Genomic DNA, 21,675 nt, shown 5'->3' with positions numbered 1-21,675 from the left:
TTTCCTTCCTCTCTGTCCTTACCCCCCCCACCCACCACCCACCGCCCACCCCCCCCCCCCTTTCCCCCCCCTCCCCCCCCTCCCCCCTCCCCCCCCCCCCACCCCCTGTACGTTGAATGCGGTACGAGGCAGGCCTCAGCGGCCGGAGCCTCCGTCGGCGTTGGGGCCTTCGTAGTCCTCGCCGTAGGCGCCCTTGGCGGGGCGGCGGCGGCGCATGGGCGGCTCGACTCCGTCGGCGAGGCGACGGGCGGTGAGCAGGAAGCCGGTGTGGCCGATCATCCGGTGGTCGGGACGGACGGCCAGGCCCTCGATGTGCCAGTTGCGGATCATCGTCTCCCAGGCGGTCGGCTCGTTGAAGCAGCCGATCTCGCGGATGGACTCGACGGTCCGCGCGAGCTGGGTGGTGGTGGCGACGTAGCAGCAGACGATGCCGCCGGGGACGAGCGCCTTGGAGACCGCCTCCAGGCACTCCCAGGGGGCGAGCATGTCGAGGATGACGCGGTCGACGTCGGTGTCGCTGAGGTTGTCCTGGAGGTCGCCGACGGTGAGCTGCCAGGCGGGGTGGGGGCCGCCGAAGTAGCGCTCCACGTTCTGCTTGGCGATGTCGGCGAAGTCCTCGCGGCGCTCGTAGGAGTGCAGCATGCCCTGGTCGCCGATGGCGCGGAGCAGGAAGCTGCTGAGCGAGCCGGAGCCGACGCCGGCCTCGACGACGCGGGCGCCGGGGAAGATGTCGGCGAAGGCGAGGATCTGCCCCGCGTCCTTCGGGTACACGACGGCTGCCCCGCGGGGCATGGACAGGACGTAGTCGGGGAGCAGGGGGCGCAGCGCGAGGTAGGCGACGTTCCCGGTGGTGCGGACAACGCTGCCCTCGGGAGCACCGATCAGTTCGTCGTGCGGGAAGGAACCCTTGTGGGTGTGGAAGTTCTTCCCGGCTTCGAGCGTGAACGTGTAGTGGCGGCCCTTGGGGTCGGTCAGCTGAACCTGGTCCCCGACCTTGAAGGGCCCGCGACGGCGGGCGGCACCGGTCGGTTCGGACATGTGAACAGCCTACCGGCGTTTCGGGGGCCGAAGGACCACGGGGAAATGGACCACGGGGAAGCGGCGGCGCCGCTTGCGCGGAGCGGCCGTCTCAGTTCGGGCGGGCCATGGCCTTGACGAAGGCCCGCTCGACGTCGGCCGCGGACAGGACGCCGAAGATCTCGCCGGTCTCCTCGACGACCAGGTACTCGGTGGCCGGGCTGGCGCGCAGGGCGTCGAGGAGCTCCTCCCCCGCCAGTTCGGCGGAGACGCGCATGCCGTCGGTCAGGTCCTGGGCGAGACCGCTGACGGCGACCCAGGGGCGGCGGTGCTCGGGTACGCCGACGATGGCGGCCTCGCGGACGAGGGAGAGCGGGTTGCCGTCGGCGTCGACGACGACCAGGGCGCGGGCACCGGCGGCGTTGGCGCGACGCAGGGCCTCGGAGAGGGGGGTGTCGGTCTCGACGGGGACCGCGCGGCGGGTGAGGGTGCGGGCGCGCAGCTCCGGCAGGTGTTGGCGCAGGCGGGCCATGCGGAGGCTGTTGCCGGCGCCGGTCCAGATGATCGCGGCGAGGATGGCGGCCAGCAGGGCGTCCATGACGGTGTCCATGCCGACGTTGTCGACGGCGTCGGAACCCAGGGCACCGGACTGGGTGAGCCACGGGAGCCCGACGAGGACGGACACGGCGAGCGCGCGGCCGACCCAGGCTGCGGCGACGGTGCCGGTCATGGGCCGGCCGGTGATCTTCCAGACGACCGCGCGGAGCATCCGGCCGCCGTCGAGGGGCAGGCCGGGGAGCAGGTTGAAGGCGGCCACGATGAGGTTGGAGATCATCAGGCCGGCCAGCAGGACGCCGGGGACGGTGCCGGGTTCGACGAGCTGTACGGCGCCGTAGAAGACGCCGGCGAGGACGAGGGAGAGCAGCGGTCCGACGAAGGCGAGCACGAACTCGCGGCCGGGTGTCTCGGCCTCCTTCTCGATCTCGGAGACCCCGCCGAAGAACTGGAGCTGGATGCGGCGGACGGGCAGCTTGAAGCGGAGGGCGGCGACCGTGTGCGCGAGTTCGTGGATGAGGACGGAGGCGTAGAAGGCGACCGCGAAGAAGAGGGAGACGAGGTAGCGGGCGGCGCCGAGTTCGGGCAGCACGCGGTCGAGCTGTCCGCCGAACACCCAGGTGATCAGTGCGGCGACGAGAAACCAGCTCGGCGCGACGTACACCGGAACGCCGAAGGGCCGGCCCATCAGCAGTCCGCCCCGGGGGTCCCGGGGGCGCTGCGGCGGACGGCCCTTGGTGGTGCCGGAGTGGGCGAAGGCGCGGTCATCGTGGTCGTGGGGCGGGGGTGCGGGGGTGTGGTGCCTGCTGTCGGCGGGGGTGCGATGGGTGTCCGGGGCGCGGTGCCCGCCTGCGCCGGTGCTTCGTTCGGCTCCGGTGCCCGCGGTGGATTCCTCCGGGGGCTCGTCGCCCTCGGTGGGGCCGGCCGCACCTGGGGCGGAGGCCTCCTCACCCGAGTTCGTGTCGTCCGTGTCCTCCGGACCGTCCTCGGAGCCGAGCCGTGCCCGGGGGGCCTCGCGCACGTCGTCGTCACCCGTGGCGTCGAACCGCCGGTCGTCCCTGGGCTGTTCGTCGGACGGGGTGGGGTCGGGGCGTGTGGGGTCGGTGGCCGGGGCCGTCCGGTCCGGTCGGCGCTCGGTCGACTCCTCGGTGCCGGACCGCGGCTGCCCGCTCCCGCCGCTCTCGTCCACGGTGTCCCCTCGTTCGAAGCGTCTTCCGCGCCTGCCGGGCGGAAGGGTCTCGGGTCGATGGTATGCGGCCGTCCTGACGCGTTCCGCTCCGGCACCCCCCTGAGTTTCCCCAGACGTACCGGAGGTAACGGCCAGAGTGGGGGTCACTGTCAGTGGTGGGCCGTAAGGTCTGTGGTCATGGAGACGAGCACGGAGGGTGCCGCGGCGGACGGCGGCGGTGACGTCACGCCGGTGGCCGCGGCGTTGACAGGGCCGGTGTCGGACGAGTACCCGGCGAACGCGGACGGTACGACGGTGACGGTCGAGGCGGGCGAGGGCGCCTCCACGGCCACCGGCACGGCGGCCGTCGTCCCGGTCATAGCGCCCACCTCGCTGTCCCCTTCGCGCGCGGGCGACTTCATGCAGTGCCCCCTGCTCTACCGGTTCCGGGTGATCGACCGCCTGCCGGAGAAGCCGAGCGCTGCGGCGACCAAGGGCACGCTCGTGCACGCGGTGCTGGAGCGGCTCTTCGACGCGCCGGCCGCCGAGCGGACCGCTCCGCGCGCCAAGTCGCTGATCCCCGGCCAGTGGGACCGGCTGCGGGAGAGCAGGCCGGAGGTCGTGGAGCTGTTCGCGGACGATCCCGAGGGCGAGCGGCTGGCGGCCTGGCTGGCGGAGGCGGAGCAGCTCGTGGAGCGCTGGTTCGGGCTCGAGGACCCGACCCGTCTGGAGCCCGCCGAGCGTGAGCTGTTCGTCGAGGCCGAGCTGGACTCGGGCCTCAAGCTGCGCGGGATCATCGACCGCGTCGATGTGGCGCCCACGGGCGAGGTGCGGATCGTCGACTACAAGACCGGCAAGGCGCCCCGGCCCGAGTACGCCGAGGGCGCGCTGTTCCAGATGAAGTTCTACGCGCTGGTGGTCTGGCGGCTGAAGCGGGTCGTGCCCCGGCGGCTTCAGCTCGTCTATCTCGGCAGCGGCGATGTGCTGACGTACGACCCCGTCCTCGCCGATCTGGAGCGGGTGGAGCGCAAGCTGCTCGCGCTGTGGGACGCGATCCGGCAGGCCACGGAGACGGGTGACTGGCGTCCCCGGCCGACGAAGCTGTGCGGCTGGTGCGACCACCAGGCCCACTGCCCGGAATTCGGCGGTACTCCCCCGCCGTATCCGCTGCCGCTGAGGGTCGTCGAGCAGGGTTCGGCCGCGGGTCCGGAGAGTGCTCCCCGGGAGACATAGTCGCTGTGTGCGGGTGGTCCGGCCGGAGCTCGGCGGGAGGTCCAGGGGTGCCTCACCGGGAGGTGCGGTCGCTGTTGCTCAGGGCGGGCGAGTCCGGTGGCGGCCCGCAGGGCAGAATGGGGCCGGACTAGCGAAGGAGACTTACGTGGCCATCCGCGTCCTACTGGTCGACGACCAGCCCCTGCTGCGTACCGGCTTCCGGATGATCCTGGAGGCGGAGCAGGACCTCGCGGTCGTCGGCGAGGCCGGCGACGGCCTGCAGGCCCTCGACCAGGTGCGGGCCCTGCAGCCCGACGTGGTCCTGATGGACATCCGCATGCCCCGCATGGACGGGGTGGAAGCGACGCGGCAGATCACCGGGCCCGGGCGGGACGGCCCGGCGAAGGTGCTGGTGCTGACGACCTTCGATCTCGACGAGTACGTGGTGGAGGCGCTGAAGGCGGGCGCCAGCGGCTTCCTGCTGAAGGACGCCCCGGCCAACGAGCTGGTGCAGGCGATCCGCGTGGTCGCCGCGGGCGAGGCGATGCTCGCGCCGAGCATCACGCGTCGGCTGCTCGACAAGTACGCCACCCATCTCCCCTCGGGCGACGAGCCGGTTCCGGACACCCTGCACACGCTCACCGAGCGCGAGGTGGAGGTGCTGAAGCTGGTGGCGCGGGGCCTGTCCAACGCCGAGATCGCCGCCGACCTGTTCGTCAGCGAGACCACCGTGAAGACGCATGTGGGTCATGTGCTGACCAAGCTGGGCCTGCGCGACCGGGTGCAGGCCGCGGTGTACGCGTACGAGAGCGGTCTGGTGCGCCCCGGCGCGCAGTGAGGACCCGGGTTCACGACGAAGAGGGCGCCCTTCCGGAGAAAGGGCGCCCTCTTCGTACGTGGACGGATGCGAGCGTCCGTCAGCCCTTGCTGAGCTCCCAGAAGCGGAAGACGGTGGACGCGTCGAGGCAGTACTCCAGCCCGTAGACGTCGTCGCGGACGACGGCGTACTGCTTGGCCTGCCAGACCGGCAGGACGGGGAGTTCCTGGGCCACGATGTCCTGGAGCCGGCCGAAGTCGTCGTTCGTCGCGGTGCGGTCGCTCTCGGCGGCGGTGCGCGGGATGAGCGTGCTGGTGATCGCGTTGTTGCTGTAGTTGTTGTCCAGCACGTTGCCCTTGCCGAAGAAGGGGGCCGTGAAGTTGTCGGCGTCCGGGTAGTCCGGGATCCAGCCCTTCACGTACACGCCGTACTTGCCGTCGGCGATGTCCTTCTCGTACTGGTCGAACGCAACGGACTGCACATCGGCGTCGAACAGACCGCTGTCGTTGAGCTGCTGGGCGATGGCCTTCAACTCGTCGTCGGTGGCGGGGCCGTAGCGCGACGGGGTGGACCACAGGGTCAGCTTGACCTTGCCGGTGATGCCCTCGTCCTGCAGCGCGGCGGCGGCCTTGGACTGGGAGGGGCGGGCGCCGTAGGTGTCGAAGAAGGCCGTGTTGTGGCCTGCGATACCGGCCGGGATGATCGAGTACAGCGGGGTGGCCGTGCCCTGGTAGACGTCCTTGATGAGGGCGTCACGGTCGATGAGGTAGGCGATGGCCTTGCGCACGCCGAGCTTGCCGGTGACCGGGTCGTCCATGTTGAAGACGAGGTGCTGGACCTCGGCGCTGCTGCCCTCGACGACCTCGACGCCCGTGTCGTCGCCGGACTTCTCGACGTCGGCGATGGCGCCCGCGCCGAGGCCTCGGTAGGCGATGTCGACCTCGTTGGCGCCCAGTGACTTCTTCAGGGCGTCCTGGTCGCCGTGGAAGAACTTCAGCGTGACGCCGGAGTTCTGCACCTCGGCGGTGCCCTTGTAGCTCTCGTTGACCGAGAAGACGGCTTCGTTGTCGTCGAACTTGTCCAGCTTGTACGGGCCGGAGCCGACCGCCTGACCGTCCTTGCGCAGGCCGTCGGCGTCGTACTGGTCCTCGTCGACGATGGAGCCGGCACCGGAGGCGATCTTGCTCGGGAAGGTCGCGTCGGGGGTGTTGAGCCGGAAGACGACCGTCTTGTCGTCCGGCGTGTCCACCTTGTCGAGCGTGGGGAACATGACCGCGGGGCCGTCGGGGTCGTTGATCTTCAGCATGCGGTCGAAGGAGAACTTGACGTCCTTCGAGGTGAGCTCGTCACCGTTGCTGAACTGGAGCCCGTCCTTCAGCGTGCACTCGAAGACCATGGCCTTCGTGTCGGAGAAGGCGCACTGCTCGGCGGCCTCGGGCTGCGGTTCGGTGGCGCCCTTGGGGAAACTGAGCAGCGACTGGAAGACGTTGTTGAACAACAGCCAGGAGCCGGGGTCGTAGCCGGAGGCAGGGTCGGTGGCCAGGACGTCGTCCGACATCCCCATCACCACCGAGGTACTGCTCGCGCCGGAATCCCCGCTCTCGGTTCCGCAGCCGGTCAGCAGGCCGGAGGCCAGCCCCGCCACGACGGGCAGGACCGGCCACTGGTTGCGCATGTTCACGTACGAGTGCCTTGTCGTCGATTCTGAGGAACCTGGGCCTCGTCCGGGTTCCCGGGCCAGACCCGGCGCCCTGGTCGGGGCGCCGGGCATGGGGAGACGTCAGCCGCTCACGCCACGGCCGAGCTCCCACAGCTGAAGGGTCGAGGAGGAGTTGAGCGCGTACGCCGTGCCCGTGACGTCGTCGCCGGCCGCGACGAACTGCTTGCCCTGCCACAGCGGGATCACGGGTGCGTCGCCGGCGACGATGTCCTGAATCTCCGTCAGGCTGTTGCCGGCGGACAGCCGGTCGGCCACGCGGCGGGACTCGGGGATGAGGGTGTCGCGGATCGTGCTGTTGGCGTACGGCGAGCCGAGGAAGTTGTCCTTGTCGAGGAACGGCGCGAGGTAGTTGTCGGCGTCGGGGAAGTCCGGGAACCAGCCCATGCCGTAGACCTCGTACTCGCCCTTCTGCTCGGCGGGGCGGAAGGTCGCCCAGGGGGTGCCCTTGATGTCGACGTCGAACAGTCCGCTGCCGTTGAGCTGCTTCTTCAGCAGCTCGAACTCCTTCTTGGTGCCCGAGCCGTAGTGGTCGGTGGTGTAGTGCAGCGTCAGCTTCACCGGGGTGGTGACGCCCGCCTTCTCCAGCAGCGACTTGGCCTTCGTGACGTCCGGGTCGCCGTAGCGGTTGAAGAACGAGTTGGAGTGGCCGGTGATGCTCGCGGGCACCAGCGAGTACAGCGGCTCGGCCTGGGAGCCGTAGACCTTGGAGACGAGTTCGCCGCGGTCGATGATCTGGGCCATCGCCTGGCGGACGGCCTTGCTCTTCACGGCCGGGGCGTCGGTGTTGAAGGCCAGGTAGCGGATTTCCAGGCCGGCCAGGTCGACGAGGTCGACCTTGTCGTCGGAGTCGGCGGACAGCTTCTGGATCTGCTCGGGCGACATGGTGCGGGTCATCAGGTCGATGTCGCCCTTGTCGAGGGCGGTGCCCATCTCGTCGGCGTCCGAGAAGTTGCGCAGTTCGACCTTGTCGTTGCTCACCTTCAAGCTCCCCTTGTAGTTGGGGTTCTTGGTGAACACGGCGGAGACCAGCTCGTCGTTCTTGACCTCGGCCTGGAGGGTGTACGGGCCGGAGCCGTCGACCTCGAAGCCGTCGCGCAGCTTGCCCTTGCCGTAGATGTCCGGGTCGACGATGCCGGCGACCGGGGTGGACAGCTTGAACGGGAAGGTGGCGTCGGCGGTCCTGAGGTGGAAGATGACCTCGCGGTCGCCCTGCGTCTCGACGGTGTCGATGGTGGACAGCAGGGCGAAGACGCCACTGTCGGCCTTCATCGCACGGGCGCGGTCGATGGAGTACTTCACGTCCGACGCGGTGATGGGGTCACCATTGGCGAACTTCAGGTCGTCGCGCAGGGTGCAGGCATAGCGTTCGTTGCCGCTGTCGGTGAAACCGCAGGTCTGGGCGGCCTCGGGCACCGGCTCGCCCTCGCCGCGCGGCTGGATCATCAGGGTCTGCACGGTCTGGCGCAGAATGTTCCAGGTGCCGACGTCGTAGGCGAAGGCCGGGTCCAGCGGCGCTGGAGCGTCCTTCGAGGCAGTGAACGCGTCCGTGGTGCCGACGACGATCGCGTCGCCGTTGTCGCTGCCGCTGTCGGTTCCGCCACAGGCGGCGAGAACCGGCGCGAGCAGGCCGATGACGGCCGGCAGCACCAAAGTCTTGCGGTTCATGCTCGGGTTTCTCCAGCTGTCGACTCCGTGTACCCGACATGCAGGGGTGTTGCAGCGGATCACGGGGGTAAGTTCGATGTTCTCGCGATGAGGTTAGTCCGCGCCCGCAGGAGGGTTCGAAGCGACCGGAGTTGAGGCTCCATCACGCAGCGGAACCGGGTGCGAACACAAAGAAAGGCTGACCCCGGAAGGATTCGTGCACCCATCCATCAATCAGGACACAAGGGTGCGCTCGCGGTCCGGTTTCACGGGCGTGCAGCACAGCGCGGAAGACCTGTCGACCCTCAACAAAGTGGTGAACGTCACAAACTGAACGGTCTTGGGGGGTACCGGAATTCAGCCATCCGGCAGGTTCGAATTCCCCTGCGGAATTCCCGCGTTATCGATGTTGCACGCTCGGTGAACGACGAGCGCATTCGTGTTGTCAGGCGGCCATCAGCCCACGCAGAAATGCCAGATCGACCTCTTCGAGGGAGCTCACCACGGTACGCCGGGCGGCCGGCGCGATGGGGGCGATCGACGGCACGGCCACCACATGGCAGCCGGCGGCCTCGGCGGCGGCGACGCCGGTCGCCGTGTCCTCGACGACCGCGCACCTGGCGGGTTCGGCGCCCAGCCCCCGCGCGGCGAGCAGATAGGGGTCGGGGTGCGGCTTGGTGCGGGGCACCTCGTCACCGGCGACGGTCAGCGCGAAGTACTGGGGGCCGAGCGAGGTGACCACACGGTCGATGATGCGCCGGTGCGAGGCGGAGACCAGGGCCGTGGGGATCTCGTACGCGGCCAGTTCGGCCAGCAGCCGGGCCGCCCCCGGCATCAGCGGCAGGGCGCGGTCGATGCGGTCCTCGAAGCCCTGGTTGAGCAGCACCGTGAGCTCGGCGAGCGCGATGTCGGCGCCGGTGGCCTCGATCAGGAAGCCGGCGCTGCGGGTCATCGGGCCGCCGACCACGACATGGCGCCAGGAGTCGTCGAGGGTGTGACCGAGGCCGGCGAAAATCTCGACCTCGACGTCCCACCAGAAGCCCTCGGTGTCCACCAGGGTGCCGTCCATGTCGAGGAGAACGGCCTGAAGGGCCGACCCGTCGGCCGTACGGGTTACTGGCGCGGGGACCGTACTGGTCATCCTGGCGCACCTCCTTGAGGGGCGGACAGGCCGGCTCCCACGAAGGGAACCGGCCTGCGGTGGACCGTCCAGTGTACGACCTGCGGCGACGAAGCGCCTGATTTAACCGGTGTGCCTCGGGGCACACCCGTCACAGGCCGGGAGGCACGTCATCGTGCGTTGAAGTACTTCGCCTCCGGGTGGTGGATGACGATCGCGTCCGTGGACTGCTCGGGGTGCAGCTGGAACTCCTCGGACAGGTGGACGCCGATGCGCTCCGGCTGGAGCAGGTCGGCGATCTTGGACCGGTCCTCCAGGTTGGGGCAGGCGCCGTAGCCGAGCGAGAACCGGGCGCCCCGGTACTTCAGCGCGAACATGTCCTCGATGTCGGCCGGGTCATCCCCGGCGAAGCCCAGCTCGGAACGCACGCGCGCGTGCCAGTACTCGGCGAGCGCCTCGGCCAACTGCACCGACAGACCGTGCAGTTCGAGGTAGTCGCGGTAGGCGTTCGCCTCGAACATCCGCGCCGTCTCCTCGCCGATCCGCGAGCCCACGGTGACCACCTGGAGGCCCACCACGTCGGTCTCGCCGGACTCCTGCGGGCGGAAGAAGTCCGCGAGGCACAGCCGGCGGCCGCGGCGCTGGCGCGGGAAGGTGAAGCGGGTGCGCTCGTTGCCGTGCTCGTCCAGCAGGATCAGGTCGTCGTCCTTGGAGACACAGGGGAAGTAGCCGTAGACCACGGCCGCTTCCAGGAGGTTGTCCGTCTGGAGCCGGTCGAGCAGCCCGCGCAGCCGCGGGCGGCCCTCGCTCTCGACGAGTTCCTCGTACGACGGCCCGTCACCGGTGCGGGTCTCCTTCAGGCCCCACTGGCCCTTGAAGAGGGCGCCCTCGTCGAGCCAGGAGGCGTATTCCTTGAGCTGGATGCCCTTGATGACCCGGGTGCCCCAGAACGGCGGCTCGGGGACCGGGTTGTCGGTGGCGACGTCGGAGCGGACGTGGCCTTCCTCGGGACGCTCGTCCAGTACGGCCGTGGTGGCGGCGCTCCTGACGCGGCGCTGCTTGAGGTCGGGCAGCTTGGCGCCGGGCACGCCGCGCTTGACGCCGATGAGGGCGTCCATCAGGCGCAGGCCCTCGAACGCGTCGCGTGCGTAGCGGACTTCGCCCTGGTAGATCTCGTGCAGGTCCTGCTCGACGTAGGCGCGGGTGAGGGCGGCGCCGCCGAGGATGACGGGGTAGTTCGCCGCGAGACCGCGCTGGTTGAGCTCCTCCAGGTTCTCCTTCATGATCACCGTGGACTTCACCAGCAGGCCGGACATGCCGATGACGTCGGCCCGGTGCTCCTCGGCGGCCTCCAGGATCGCGGAGACGGGCTGCTTGATGCCCAGGTTGACCACGTTGTAGCCGTTGTTGGACAGGATGATGTCCACCAGGTTCTTGCCGATGTCGTGCACATCGCCGCGCACCGTGGCCAGCACGATGGTGCCCTTGCCGTCGGCGTCGGACTTCTCCATGTGCGGTTCGAGATGGGCGACGGCGGACTTCATCACCTCGGCGGACTGCAGGACGAACGGCAGCTGCATCTGGCCGGAGCCGAACAGCTCGCCGACGACCTTCATGCCGTCCAGGAGGGTCTCGTTGACGATGTCGAGGGCGGCGCGGGTCTGGAGGGCGTCGTCGAGGTCGGCCTCAAGGCCGTTCTTCTCGCCGTCGATGATGCGGCGCTTGAGGCGCTCCTCCAGCGGCAGCGCGGCGAGTTCCTCGGCCTTGCCCGCCTTCAGCGACTTGGCGGTGGCGCCCTCGAACAGGGCCATGAGCTTCTGGAGCGGGTCGTAGCCCTCGGCGCGGCGGTCGTAGATGAGGTCCAGGGCCGTGGTGACCTGCTCCTCGTCGAAGCGGGCGATCGGCAGGATCTTGGAGGCGTGCACGATCGCCGAGTCCAGGCCCGCCTTGACGCACTCGTCGAGGAAGACGGAGTTCAGCAGGATGCGGGCGGCCGGGTTGAGGCCGAAGGAGATGTTCGACAGACCGAGGGTGGTCTGGACGTCCGGGTGGCGGCGCTTGAGCTCGCGGATCGCCTCGATGGTGGCGATGCCGTCACCCCGGGACTCCTCCTGACCGGTGCAGATGGTGAAGGTCAGGGTGTCGATGAGGATGTCGGACTCGAGGATGCCCCAGTTGGTGGTGAGGTCCTCGATCAGCCGTTCGGCGATCTCGACCTTCTTCTCCGGGGTGCGGGCCTGGCCCTCCTCGTCGATGGTCAGCGCGATCAGGGCGGCGCCGTGCTCCTGGGCCAGCTTGGTGACCTTCGCGAAGCGGGACTCGGGGCCGTCGCCGTCCTCGTAGTTGACGGAGTTGATGACCGCACGCCCGCCGAGCTTCTCCAGGCCGGCCCGGATGACGGGCACCTCGGTGGAGTCAAGGACGATCGGCAGCGTGGAGGCGGTGGCGAAGCGGCCGGCAAGCTCCTCCATGTCGGCGACGCCGTCCCGGCCGACGTAGTCCACGCACAGGTCGAGCATGTGCGCGCCCTCGCGGATCTGCTCGCGCGCCATCTCCACGCAGTCGTCCCAGCGGGCGTCCAGCATGGCCTCGCGGAACTTCTTGGAGCCGTTGGCGTTGGTGCGCTCTCCGATGGCCAGGTAGGCCGTGTCCTGGCGGAACGGGACGGTCTGGTAGAGGGAGGCGGCGCCCGGCTCGGGCTGCGGCCGGCGCTCCCCCGGCGTGGCCTCCCGGACCCGCTCCACGAGCTGCCTCAGGTGCTCGGGGGTCGTGCCGCAGCAGCCGCCGATGAGGTTGAGGCCGTAGTCCCGTACGAAGGTCTCCTGGGCGTCGGCGAGGCCCTCGGCGTCGAGCGGGAAGTGCGCGCCGTCCTTGGTGAGGATCGGCAGACCGGCGTTCGGCATGCACAGCAGCGGGGTGCGGGAGTGGCGGGCCAGGTAGCGCAGGTGCTCGCTCATCTCGGCGGGGCCGGTCGAGCAGTTCAGGCCGATCATGTCGATGCCGAGCGGCTCCAGCGCGGTCAGCGCGGCGCCGATCTCGGAGCCGAGCAGCATGGTGCCGGTCGTCTCGAAGGCCATCGAGACCAGCAGCGGCACGTCGGTGCCGGTCGCCTCCATCGCGCGGCGGGCGCCCAGGATCGACGACTTCGTCTGCAGGAGGTCCTGTGTGGTCTCCACGATCAGGGCGTCCGCGCCGCCGGCCAGCAGGCCCTCGGCGTTGGCCTGGAAGCCGTCGCGCAGGGTGCCGTAGCCGATGTGGCCGAGGGTCGGCAGCTTCGTACCGGGTCCGATGGAACCGAGCACCCACCGCTGGCGGCCGTCGCCGGCGCCGAACGCGTCGGCCGTCTCGCGGGCGATGCGGGCGCCCGCCTCGGACAGCTCGTACACCCGGTCGGCGATGTCGTACTCGGCCATCGCCGAGTGGTTGGCGCCGAAGGTGTTGGTCTCGACGCAGTCCACGCCCGACTCGAAGTACGCCTCGTGGACGGAGCGGACGATGTCGGGGCGCGTGAGGTTGAGAATCTCGTTGCAGCCCTCAAGGTTCTCGAAGTCCTCGAGCGTGGGGTCCTGGGCCTGCAACATGGTGCCCATCGCTCCGTCGGCGACCACCACTCGGGTGGCGAGCGCCTCACGGAGGGCGGACACGCGGGTCCGGCTGTCGGCGGAAGGGGTCGTTGGCAACGAGGCCATGAAAGGGCTCCCTGGAATGCGACGGCTGTCGGCTTTGCACCCATCACGGAACTGTCCGCGACGGGCGCACGCCGCCAGCGTAACCGGGACCGCGCAGAAGTGGTCGGGCAGTCCACGGGCCGGGACGAGGATGACGTCCGGGTCGATCTCCGGCCACGGGTGTGACAACAGAAGCGGACGGATGCCGACCGACCATTAGCGAGAGGTCGGCATCGACCGGTAGTGTTCGACATTGCCGAACGGCGGCAGCGACGTCGCGAGATCGACGGTCGAAGGGGACGGAGGCAGCACGGCGATGGCACGGAACATCCAGTCGCTCGAACGGGCGGCCGCGATGCTGCGGCTTCTCGCAGGCGGCGAGCGACGCCTCGGCCTGTCGGACATCGCCTCTTCACTGGGCCTCGCCAAGGGCACCGCCCACGGAATTCTGCGCACCCTCCAGCAGGAGGGCTTCGTCGAGCAGGACGACGCCTCCGGGCGCTATCAGCTGGGCGCCGAGCTGCTGCGCCTGGGCACCACCTACCTGGACGTCCACGAGCTGCGGGCGCGGGCCCTGGTCTGGACGGACGACCTGGCCCGCTCCAGCGGGGAGAGCGTCTACCTGGGCGTTCTGCACCAGCAGGGCGTACTGATCGTGCACCACGTCTTCCGCCCGGACGACAGCCGGCAGGTGCTGGAGATCGGCGCGATGCAGCCGCTGCACTCCACGGCCCTGGGCAAGGTCCTGTCGGCGTACGACCCCGTGGCGCACAGCGAGGCGGTCGAGGCCGACCGCAAGGCCTTCACGGACCGCACGATGTGCGAGCTGGACGGCTTCGAGCACATCCTCGACATGACACGCGCGCGTGGCTACGCCGCCGACGTCGAGGAGACCTGGGAGGGCGTCGCCTCCATGGCCGCCCCCATCCACGACCGGCGCCGCATGCCGGTGGGTGCCGTCGGCATCACCGGCGCCGTGGAGCGGCTGTGCCGGGACGGCGAGCTGCGTCCCGAGCTGATCGCCGCGGTGCGGGACTGCGCCCGCGCGGTGTCGCGGGATCTGGGCGCCGGGCGGTTCTGAGGACACGCGCGGGGCGCATCGGCGACTCGCGCGGGATGCAAGTGGCTGCCGGGACGTCGTAGGACGTCCCGGTCTTCGTCATGCGCCCGGCACACTGCCTCTATATCGATAAAGCAACACAACCAACAACGATCGCGCATTCAACGACAGAGCTCTTGACGCACAGCTGACGCCGGGGCAAGACTCCCGTCCATCGGTCGGCATTGTCGAACACCTACCGGCAATACGCGCTAGAGTGTGACAGTGCCAAGGGCCGGCATCGCCCTCACCCCCGAGGGCAACACGAACCACCGGTGGGACCCGGGGTTCGGCTTCCCCTGGACGAAGGACAAAGGAGTCGCGGGTGTCCAGCTCCGACATCTTCATCGGCGAGACCATCGGTACCGCCATACTCATCCTGCTCGGCGGTGGCGTCTGCGCCGCCGTCACGCTGAAGGCCTCCAAGGCCCGCAACGCCGGCTGGCTCGCCATCACCTTCGGGTGGGGCTTCGCAGTGCTCACGGCGGTCTACACCTCGGCGCCGCTGTCCGGCGCCCACCTGAACCCGGCCGTGACCGTCGCGCTCGCGATCAAGGACAACGACTGGAGCAACGTTCCGACGTACTTCGCCGGACAGTTCCTGGGCGCCATGATCGGTGCCGCCCTGGTCTGGGTCGCCTACTACGGCCAGTTCCACGCCCACCTCACCGACAAGGAGATCGTCGGCGGTCCGGGTGCGCAGGCCACGGCCACCAAGGCCGTCGAGGCCCAGGAGAAGGGCGCGGGCCCGGTCCTGGGCGTCTTCTCCACCGGCCCGGAGATCCGGAACGTGGTGCAGAACCTCGCCACGGAGATCATCGGCACGGTCGTGCTGGTGCTCGCGGTGCTCACGCAGGGTCTGAACGACAGCGGCAAGGGCCTGGGCACCCTGGGCGCCCTCATCACGGCACTCGTCGTCGTCTCGATCGGTCTGTCCCTCGGCGGCCCGACCGGCTACGCGATCAACCCGGCCCGTGACCTCGGTCCGCGCATCGTGCACGCCCTTCTGCCGCTGCCCAACAAGGGTGGCTCCGACTGGGGCTACGCCTGGATCCCGGTGGTCGGTCCGCTCATCGGCGGCGCCATCGCGGCAGGCATCTACAACGTCGCTTTCGCTTAGGAACAGTGAGCTTCACCCATCCGGGTGAGATGCACCGAAACTCTCAGCGCGCGCCGTACGTAAAGCCCCATAACCACGGAACTTCCAGGAGCTAACAGTGACCGACGCCCACACCGCCGGCCCCTTCATCGCCGCCATCGACCAGGGCACCACCTCCAGCCGCTGCATCGTCTTCGACCGGGACGGCCGCATCGTCTCCGTCGACCAGAAGGAGCACGAGCAGATCTTCCCGAAGCCGGGCTGGGTCGAGCACAACGCCAACGAGATCTGGACCAACGTCCAGGAGGTCGTCGCCGGAGCCATCCAGAAGGCCGGCATCACCCGCGACGACATCAAGGCCATCGGCATCACCAACCAGCGCGAGACCACCGTGCTGTGGGACAAGAACACCGGTGAGCCCGTCCACAACGCCATCGTCTGGCAGGACACCCGCACCGACGCCCTGTGCAAGGAGCTCGGTCGCAACGTCGGGCAGGACCGCTTCCGCCGCGAGACCGGCCTCCCCCTCGCCTCCTACTTCGCCGGTCCCAAGGCCCGCTGGCTGCTGGACAACGTCGAGGGCCTCAAGGAGCGCGCCGAGGCCGGCGACATCCTCTTCGGCACCATGGACACCTGGGTCATCTGGAACCTGACCGGCGGTGTCGACGGCGGCAAGCACGTCACCGACGTCACCAACGCGTCCCGCACCATGCTGATGAACCTGCACACCATGGAGTGGGACGACAAGATCGCCGAGTCCATCGGCGTGCCGCTGCAGATCCTGCCCGAGATCCGCTCCTCCGCGGAGGTCTACGGCGAGATCACCGGCGGCAAGCTGGGCGACCTGCTCGGCGGCATCCCGGTCGCCTCCGCGCTCGGTGACCAGCAGGCGGCCCTGTTCGGCCAGACCTGTTTCTCCGAGGGCGAGGTCAAGTCGACGTACGGCACCGGCACCTTCATGGTGATGAACACCGGTGACAAGATCATCAACTCGTACGCGGGCCTGCTGACCACCGTCGGCTACAAGATCGGTGACCAGTCGACGGTCTACGCCCTCGAGGGCTCGATCGCCGTCACCGGCTCGCTGGTGCAGTGGATGCGCGACCAGATGGGCCTGATCTCCACCGCCGCCGAGATCGAGACGCTCGCGCTGTCGGTCGAGGACAACGGCGGCGCCTACTTCGTGCCGGCCTTCTCCGGCCTGTTCGCCCCGCACTGGCGTTCCGACGCCCGCGGTGTGATCGCCGGTCTGACCCGGTACGTCACCAAGGCGCACCTCGCGCGTGCCGTCCTGGAAGCGACCGCCTGGCAGACGCGGGAGATCGCCGACGCCATGGTCAAGGACTCCGGCGACGAGCTGGTGGCCCTCAAGGTCGACGGCGGCATGACCTCCAACAACCTGCTGATGCAGACCCTCTCGGACTTCCTGGACGCCCCCGTGGTGCGCCCGATGGTCGCCGAGACCACCTGCCTCGGCGCCGCCTACGCCGCCGGTCTCGCCGTCGGCTTCTGGTCCAGCACGGACGAACTGCGCGCCAACTGGCGCCGGGCCGCCGAGTGGACCCCCCGCATGGACGCGGAGACCCGCGACCGTGAGTACAAGAACTGGCTCAAGGCCGTCGAGCGGACCATGGGCTGGATCGAGGACGACGAGAGCTGACAACAGCTCGCGCCAGCTCTCGAACTCTGATGAGGAGTAAGAACCCGAAATGACCAGTCAGACCACCCTGCAGTCCGTGCCTGCCCTCGGGACGCACCCGGCCTCCGGCTCCAACCCGAGCCGAGCCGAGACCCGGGAGCAACTCGCCAAGGCGTCGTACGACCTTCTCGTGATCGGCGGCGGCATCCTGGGCATCTCCACCGCCTGGCACGCCGCGCAGTCCGGCCTCAGGGTGGCTCTGGTCGACGCCGGCGACTTCGCCGGCGCCACCTCCTCCGCCTCCTCCAAGCTGCTCCACGGCGGTCTGCGCTACCTGCAGACCGGCGCGGTGAAGCTGGTGGCGGAGAACCACTTCGAGCGCCGTGCGGTGTCTCGCCAGGTGGCACCTCACCTGGCGAACCCGCTCACGTTCTACCTCCCCGTGTACAAGGGCGGGCCGCACGGCGCCGCGAAGCTCGGGGCGGGCGTCTTCGCCTACTCCGCGCTCTCCGCGTTCGGTGACGGCGTCGGCCACCTCCTGTCCCCCGCCAAGGCGGCGCAGGACGTGCCCGAGCTGCGTACCGACAACCTCAAGGCCGTGGCCGTGTACGGCGACGACCAGATGAACGACGCGCGTATGGCGCTGATGACGGTCCGCGGGGCCGTCGAGGCGGGCGCGGTCGTGCTCAACCACGCCGAGGTCACCGGCCTGCGCTTCACCAAGGGCCGGGTGACCGGCGCGGACCTGAAGGACCGCCAGTCGGGCGACGAGTTCGGCGTGAACGCCCGGCTCGTGCTGAACGCGACGGGTCCCTGGGTCGATCACCTGCGCAAGATGGAGGACCCGAACTCCGCGCCGTCGATCCGGCTGTCCAAGGGCGCGCATCTGGTCCTGAAGCGGACGGCGCCCTGGAAGGCGGCGCTCGCCACCCCGATCGACAAGTACCGCATCACGTTCGCCCTGCCCTGGGAGGACATGCTGCTCCTTGGCACCACGGACGAGGAGTTCGAGGGCGACCCGGCGGACGTCTCGGTCACCGAGAAGGACACGGCCCAGATACTCGACGAGGCCGCGTTCTCCATCCGGGACCAGCAGCTCGACCGCGATCTGATCACTTACGCGTTCGCGGGTCTGCGAGTGCTGCCGGGCGGTCCCGGTGACACCGCGAAGGCCAAGCGCGAGACGGTCGTGACCGAGGGCCGGGGCGGCATGCTGTCCGTCGCGGGCGGCAAGTGGACCACCTTCCGCCACATCGGCCGCACGATCATGCAGAAGCTGGAGTCGCTGCCGGGCGCCCCGCTGGGCGACGACTTCGAGCCGATCGCCTCGCTGCCGAAGAAGCTGCCGCTGCCGGGCATCGCCAACCCGCGCGCGGTCGCCCACCGGCTGCTGACCGACCGCCCGGCGCCGGGTCCGCGCATGGCGGCCGACACCGCCAAGCACCTGGCCACGCACTACGGTTCGCTGGCCTTCGACATCGCCCGCATCGCCAACGAGAACCCGGAGCTGGGCGAGCGCGTCCACCCGGACGCCCCGGAGATCTGGGCCCAGGTCGTCTACGCCCGGGACAACGAGTGGGCCGAGACGCAGGACGACGTGCTGCGCCGGCGTACGACTCTGACGATCCGGGGTCTGGCGACGGACGACGTCCGGGCGAAGGTGCAAGACCTGCTCGACAAGAAGTGACCTCGCAGGCGCCGTGAGAGGTTTTCGCCGGATGAGCCTCTCCGCGCGCCAGGTCCGGCCACTCCCCTGACCAGGTCGGACCGCACGAGGGCGGCCCCTTCCGCACCGGGGCCGGCCAAACCGGAAGGGGCGGCTCCGCGCCGATGGAGTCGCCCCTTTCGCATGCGCGTCACTCGCGAACTGCACCTTCACCGAGCCCGCCCCGCATAATGACGTGAGTGATCGGATGTCTGGCAAACGACATCCTGAACGACAGGGAGGGCCGGCCATGGCAGTCACCGATGAGGCGATCGAGAAGATCAAAGACATGATCGTCTCCGGCGCGCTGCGCCCCGGCGACCGCCTTCCCAAGGAGAGCGAACTCGCCGCCGAACTCGGGCTGTCCCGTAACTCCCTGCGCGAGGCCGTACGCGCCCTGTCACTGATCAGGATCCTGGACGTACGGCAGGGCGACGGCACCTACGTCACGAGCCTGGATCCGCAGCTGCTGCTGGAGGCGCTGAGCTTCGTCGTCGACTTCCACCGCGACGACACCGTGCTGGAGTTCCTCGCCGTCCGCCGCATCCTGGAGCCGGCGGCCACGGCGATGGCCGCCTCCCGGATCAGCGAGCAGCAACTGGACGCGCTGTCGAACCAGCTGGACAAGCTCGGCGACGATCCGTCGGTGGAGGAACTCGTCGCCTGTGACCTGGAGTTCCACCGGGGCATCGTGCAGAGCTCCGGGAACTCGGTCCTTTGCTCGCTCCTCGACGGCCTGTCCGGGCCGACGACGCGGGCTCGTGTCTGGCGCGGGCTGACCCAGGAGGACGCGGTCAGCCGGACCCTGCACGAACACCGGGCGATCCTGGCGGCTTTGCGGGACCGGGACGCGGAGGCGGCGCGGTCGTGGGCGACGGTGCACATCGCGAGCGTGGAGCAGTGGCTGCGGTCCAGTCTGTGAGCTGCGGAAGGATCATCCTGTCGGCCCGGACACAGCTCGGATGACTGCGGGGTGTTCCGAGGTGGCGAACGGGGCAGTGATCCGTTCACTCCCCCGTGCAAGGGGGCTGCGGGCGCCCCCGCCGCACGCCGTAAGGTTGGTTCGTCAGGCGAGGGCACGTCGGAAGGAGGCACTGGGTGATCGAGCTCGAGGGGGTTCCCGAGCTGATCGACCCGGTCATGGTGGCCGCGTTCGAGGGCTGGAACGACGCCGGCGACGCCGCCTCCACCGCGGTCGCGCATCTGGACAGGGAGTGGAAGGGCGAGGTGTTCGCGGCGCTGGACGCCGAGGACTACTACGACTTCCAGGTGAACCGCCCCACGGTGTGGATGGACGCGGGCGTCCGCAAGATCACATGGCCGACGACCCGGCTCTCGGTGGTCCGGGTCGGCGGCGAGAAGCCGCGTGATCTCGTACTCGTCCGAGGTATCGAACCGTCCATGCGCTGGCGCTCGTTCTGCAACGAGCTCCTCGGCTTCGCGCACGAGCTGGGCGTGGAGCTGGTGGTCATCCTGGGCGCCCTGCTCGGTGACACCCCGCACACGCGTCCGGTCCCGATCAGCGGCACCACGTCCGACCCGGACCTGGCCCGCCGGATGGATCTGGAGGAGACCAAGTACGAGGGCCCGACGGGCATCGTCGGCATCCTGCAGGAGGCGTGCACGCACGCCGGTGTACCGGCGGTGTCGCTGTGGGCCGCCGTACCGCACTACGTCTCGCAGCCGCCCAACCCGAAGGCGACGCTGTCCCTGCTCAACCGGCTCGAGGACCTGATCGACGTACGCATCCCGCTGGGCGAACTGGCCGAGGACGCGCGAGCCTGGCAGGTCGGTGTGGACCAGCTGGCCGCGGAGGACAGCGAGGTCGCGGAGTACGTGCAGACGCTGGAGGAGGCCCGCGACACCGCCGAGCTGCCGGAGGCGTCGGGTGATGCCATCGCGCGAGAGTTCGAGCGGTATCTGCGGCGCCGGGACGGCGGCCCGTCGCCGGGCGACCGTACGCGTCCGCCGATGCCCCCGAAGCCGGGCGGCAGGGACGACGACGAGGACTCGTCGGAGGACTGAGGCTCTCGGAGCCGGGCTGAGGGCGGTGCGCTGTGCTGCGCACCGCCCTCAGTCATGACTCAGGTCACATGGGTCACGCCGGCACGGATATCACGTCGTACGTCGTCTCCGGCGTCGGTGTCGTGGTGAAGCGGGCGTTGGGCAGATAGAGGCGGCCCTGGTGGGCGGCCACGGTGGTCGGTACGTCGAACAGCGGGTCGGTGATGCGGCGTTGGAAGACACCGCTGCGGCCGTCGGCGGAGAGCCGGAACACGTCGATCGCGTTCTGCCGGTTCTGCACGACGTACAGCGTCCGTCCGAGCAGCAGCAGGCCGTCGCCGTTGGTGACCGGTGCCGCGTCGCCGAGGTCGACCAGTGCGGTGACGCCGGTGCGCGGATTCACCCGGTGCAGGGCGCCGACCCCGGACTGCACGACGAGCAGCGCGGAGCCGTCGGGCGTGCCGGTGATGCCGTTGGCGTTGACGACCTCGCCGGGGACCTGGCTCCAGGCGCCGCTCAGGGTGATCGTCACGGCCTCGTCCGCGTCCGGCAGTTCGCCGCGCCGGCCGAGCGGCAGGGCATACAGCGCGGGTTGGAAGGAGTCGGTGAACCACGCCGTGCGCGAGGTCAGGAAGACGTCGTTGACGAAGGTCGGGGTCGCCGTGGTGAGGACGTAGGAGGCGAGGATCCTGCCGGTGCGGGCGTCCACGACCCGGGCGCCCTGGCCGCGGCCGGCGACGAAAAGACGTCCCTGGCGGTCGAGTTTCAGACCGACCGACGGTGTGCCGGGTCCGGCGGAGATGATGCCGCCCTCGCCGGTGCGCAGATCGGCGCGGTAGAGCGAGCCGTCGCCGAGGGAGCCGAGGTAGGCGTACGGTCCGCCGCCGATGGCGATGCCCTCGGGGCGGAAGCCGTTCGGCAGGTGGATCACGGTGGGGCGGCGCTTTCCGGCCGCGGTGGCGGGGGTGCCGGCGGTCCCTACGAGTGCGGCGCCTGCGGTGGCGGCGCCGGCCGTGAGGAGTCCCCGGCGGGTGAGGTGAGGTGCGAAGGAGCGGTGTTCGGGGGCCACGGTGCGTCCTTCCGCGGACAGGACCGGCCGATGGCTGGTCCAACGGTCAACTGACTCCCCCACCCCACCACACACCTGTCGCCTCCGCAGCCGTGGACGGCCTCTCGACAGGGACTGGACAGCAGTCGGCCGGATTATG

At 69.7% G+C, this 21,675-nt stretch carries 15 protein-coding genes; 8 read left to right on the top strand and 7 right to left on the bottom strand.

What is annotated here, in order from left to right; all coding sequences use genetic code 11:
• Positions 1-135 precede the first annotated feature (135 nt).
• Together ACFQ6S_RS34300 and ACFQ6S_RS34295 are read right to left on the bottom strand one after the other, a co-directional pair.
• Entirely contained in the window at positions 136-1,038 is a 903-nt protein-coding gene (locus tag ACFQ6S_RS34300; protein WP_383418501.1) for a tRNA (adenine-N1)-methyltransferase, read from the bottom strand.
• Between the two features lie 91 nt (positions 1,039-1,129).
• Positions 1,130-2,761, bottom strand: a complete 1,632-nt coding sequence (locus ACFQ6S_RS34295) for a site-2 protease family protein (protein ID WP_383418499.1) — start codon at positions 2,759-2,761, stop codon at positions 1,130-1,132.
• A 177-nt stretch (positions 2,762-2,938) separates the two neighbouring features.
• On the opposite strand from ACFQ6S_RS34295, the gene ACFQ6S_RS34290 reads away from it, so the two are divergent.
• Entirely contained in the window at positions 2,939-3,973 is a 1,035-nt protein-coding gene (locus tag ACFQ6S_RS34290; RefSeq protein ID WP_383418497.1) for a RecB family exonuclease, read from the top strand.
• A 145-nt stretch (positions 3,974-4,118) separates the two neighbouring features.
• On the top strand, positions 4,119-4,790 hold the full coding sequence (locus ACFQ6S_RS34285; protein WP_093909075.1) for a response regulator transcription factor: 672 nt from the start codon (positions 4,119-4,121) through the stop codon (positions 4,788-4,790).
• A gap of 79 nt (positions 4,791-4,869) precedes the next feature.
• On the opposite strand, the gene ACFQ6S_RS34280 is transcribed toward ACFQ6S_RS34285, so the two are convergent.
• The 4 genes from ACFQ6S_RS34280 to metH form a co-directional block, all read right to left on the bottom strand.
• Positions 4,870-6,450, bottom strand: coding sequence for an ABC transporter substrate-binding protein (locus ACFQ6S_RS34280; RefSeq protein WP_383418494.1), 1,581 nt, complete (start codon positions 6,448-6,450; stop codon positions 4,870-4,872).
• Positions 6,451-6,549: 99 nt separating this feature from the next.
• On the bottom strand, positions 6,550-8,154 hold the full coding sequence (locus ACFQ6S_RS34275; RefSeq protein ID WP_383418492.1) for an ABC transporter substrate-binding protein: 1,605 nt from the start codon (positions 8,152-8,154) through the stop codon (positions 6,550-6,552).
• A 424-nt stretch (positions 8,155-8,578) separates the two neighbouring features.
• Positions 8,579-9,274, bottom strand: coding sequence for an HAD family hydrolase (locus tag ACFQ6S_RS34270; RefSeq protein WP_383418490.1), 696 nt, complete (start codon positions 9,272-9,274; stop codon positions 8,579-8,581).
• Between the two features lie 149 nt (positions 9,275-9,423).
• Positions 9,424-12,942, bottom strand: coding sequence for a methionine synthase (gene metH / locus ACFQ6S_RS34265; RefSeq protein WP_383418488.1), 3,519 nt, complete (start codon positions 12,940-12,942; stop codon positions 9,424-9,426).
• Between the two features lie 295 nt (positions 12,943-13,237).
• On the opposite strand from metH, the gene ACFQ6S_RS34260 reads away from it, so the two are divergent.
• The 6 genes from ACFQ6S_RS34260 (at position 13,238) to ACFQ6S_RS34235 (ending at position 20,488) form a co-directional block, all read left to right on the top strand.
• Positions 13,238-14,002, top strand: coding sequence for an IclR family transcriptional regulator (locus ACFQ6S_RS34260; RefSeq protein WP_383418486.1), 765 nt, complete (start codon positions 13,238-13,240; stop codon positions 14,000-14,002).
• A gap of 343 nt (positions 14,003-14,345) precedes the next feature.
• Positions 14,346-15,140 (top strand): MIP/aquaporin family protein, encoded by a 795-nt coding sequence (locus ACFQ6S_RS34255; protein WP_383418484.1) that lies wholly within the window; start codon positions 14,346-14,348, stop codon positions 15,138-15,140.
• Between the two features lie 97 nt (positions 15,141-15,237).
• On the top strand, positions 15,238-16,779 hold the full coding sequence (gene glpK, locus ACFQ6S_RS34250) for a glycerol kinase GlpK (RefSeq protein ID WP_383418482.1): 1,542 nt from the start codon (positions 15,238-15,240) through the stop codon (positions 16,777-16,779).
• A gap of 49 nt (positions 16,780-16,828) precedes the next feature.
• Complete coding sequence (locus ACFQ6S_RS34245; RefSeq protein ID WP_383418480.1) at positions 16,829-18,445, top strand: FAD-dependent oxidoreductase; 1,617 nt, start codon at positions 16,829-16,831, stop codon at positions 18,443-18,445.
• Between the two features lie 268 nt (positions 18,446-18,713).
• Positions 18,714-19,385: a FadR/GntR family transcriptional regulator gene (locus ACFQ6S_RS34240; protein ID WP_383418478.1), complete on the top strand. Its 672-nt coding sequence runs from the start codon at positions 18,714-18,716 to the stop codon at positions 19,383-19,385.
• A 176-nt stretch (positions 19,386-19,561) separates the two neighbouring features.
• The gene (locus tag ACFQ6S_RS34235; RefSeq protein ID WP_383418476.1) at positions 19,562-20,488 is read left to right on the top strand and encodes a PAC2 family protein; all 927 of its coding nucleotides are present in this window, start codon (positions 19,562-19,564) and stop codon (positions 20,486-20,488) included.
• A gap of 73 nt (positions 20,489-20,561) precedes the next feature.
• On the opposite strand, the gene ACFQ6S_RS34230 is transcribed toward ACFQ6S_RS34235, so the two are convergent.
• The gene (locus tag ACFQ6S_RS34230) at positions 20,562-21,536 is read right to left on the bottom strand and encodes an SMP-30/gluconolactonase/LRE family protein (RefSeq protein ID WP_383418474.1); all 975 of its coding nucleotides are present in this window, start codon (positions 21,534-21,536) and stop codon (positions 20,562-20,564) included.
• Positions 21,537-21,675: the final 139 nt, after the last annotated feature.

The sequence above is a fragment of the Streptomyces sp. NPDC056479 genome, assembly GCF_042795335.1.
Taxonomy (GTDB): domain Bacteria; phylum Actinomycetota; class Actinomycetes; order Streptomycetales; family Streptomycetaceae; genus Streptomyces.
This window is presented reverse-complemented; position numbering and strand designations above follow the sequence as displayed.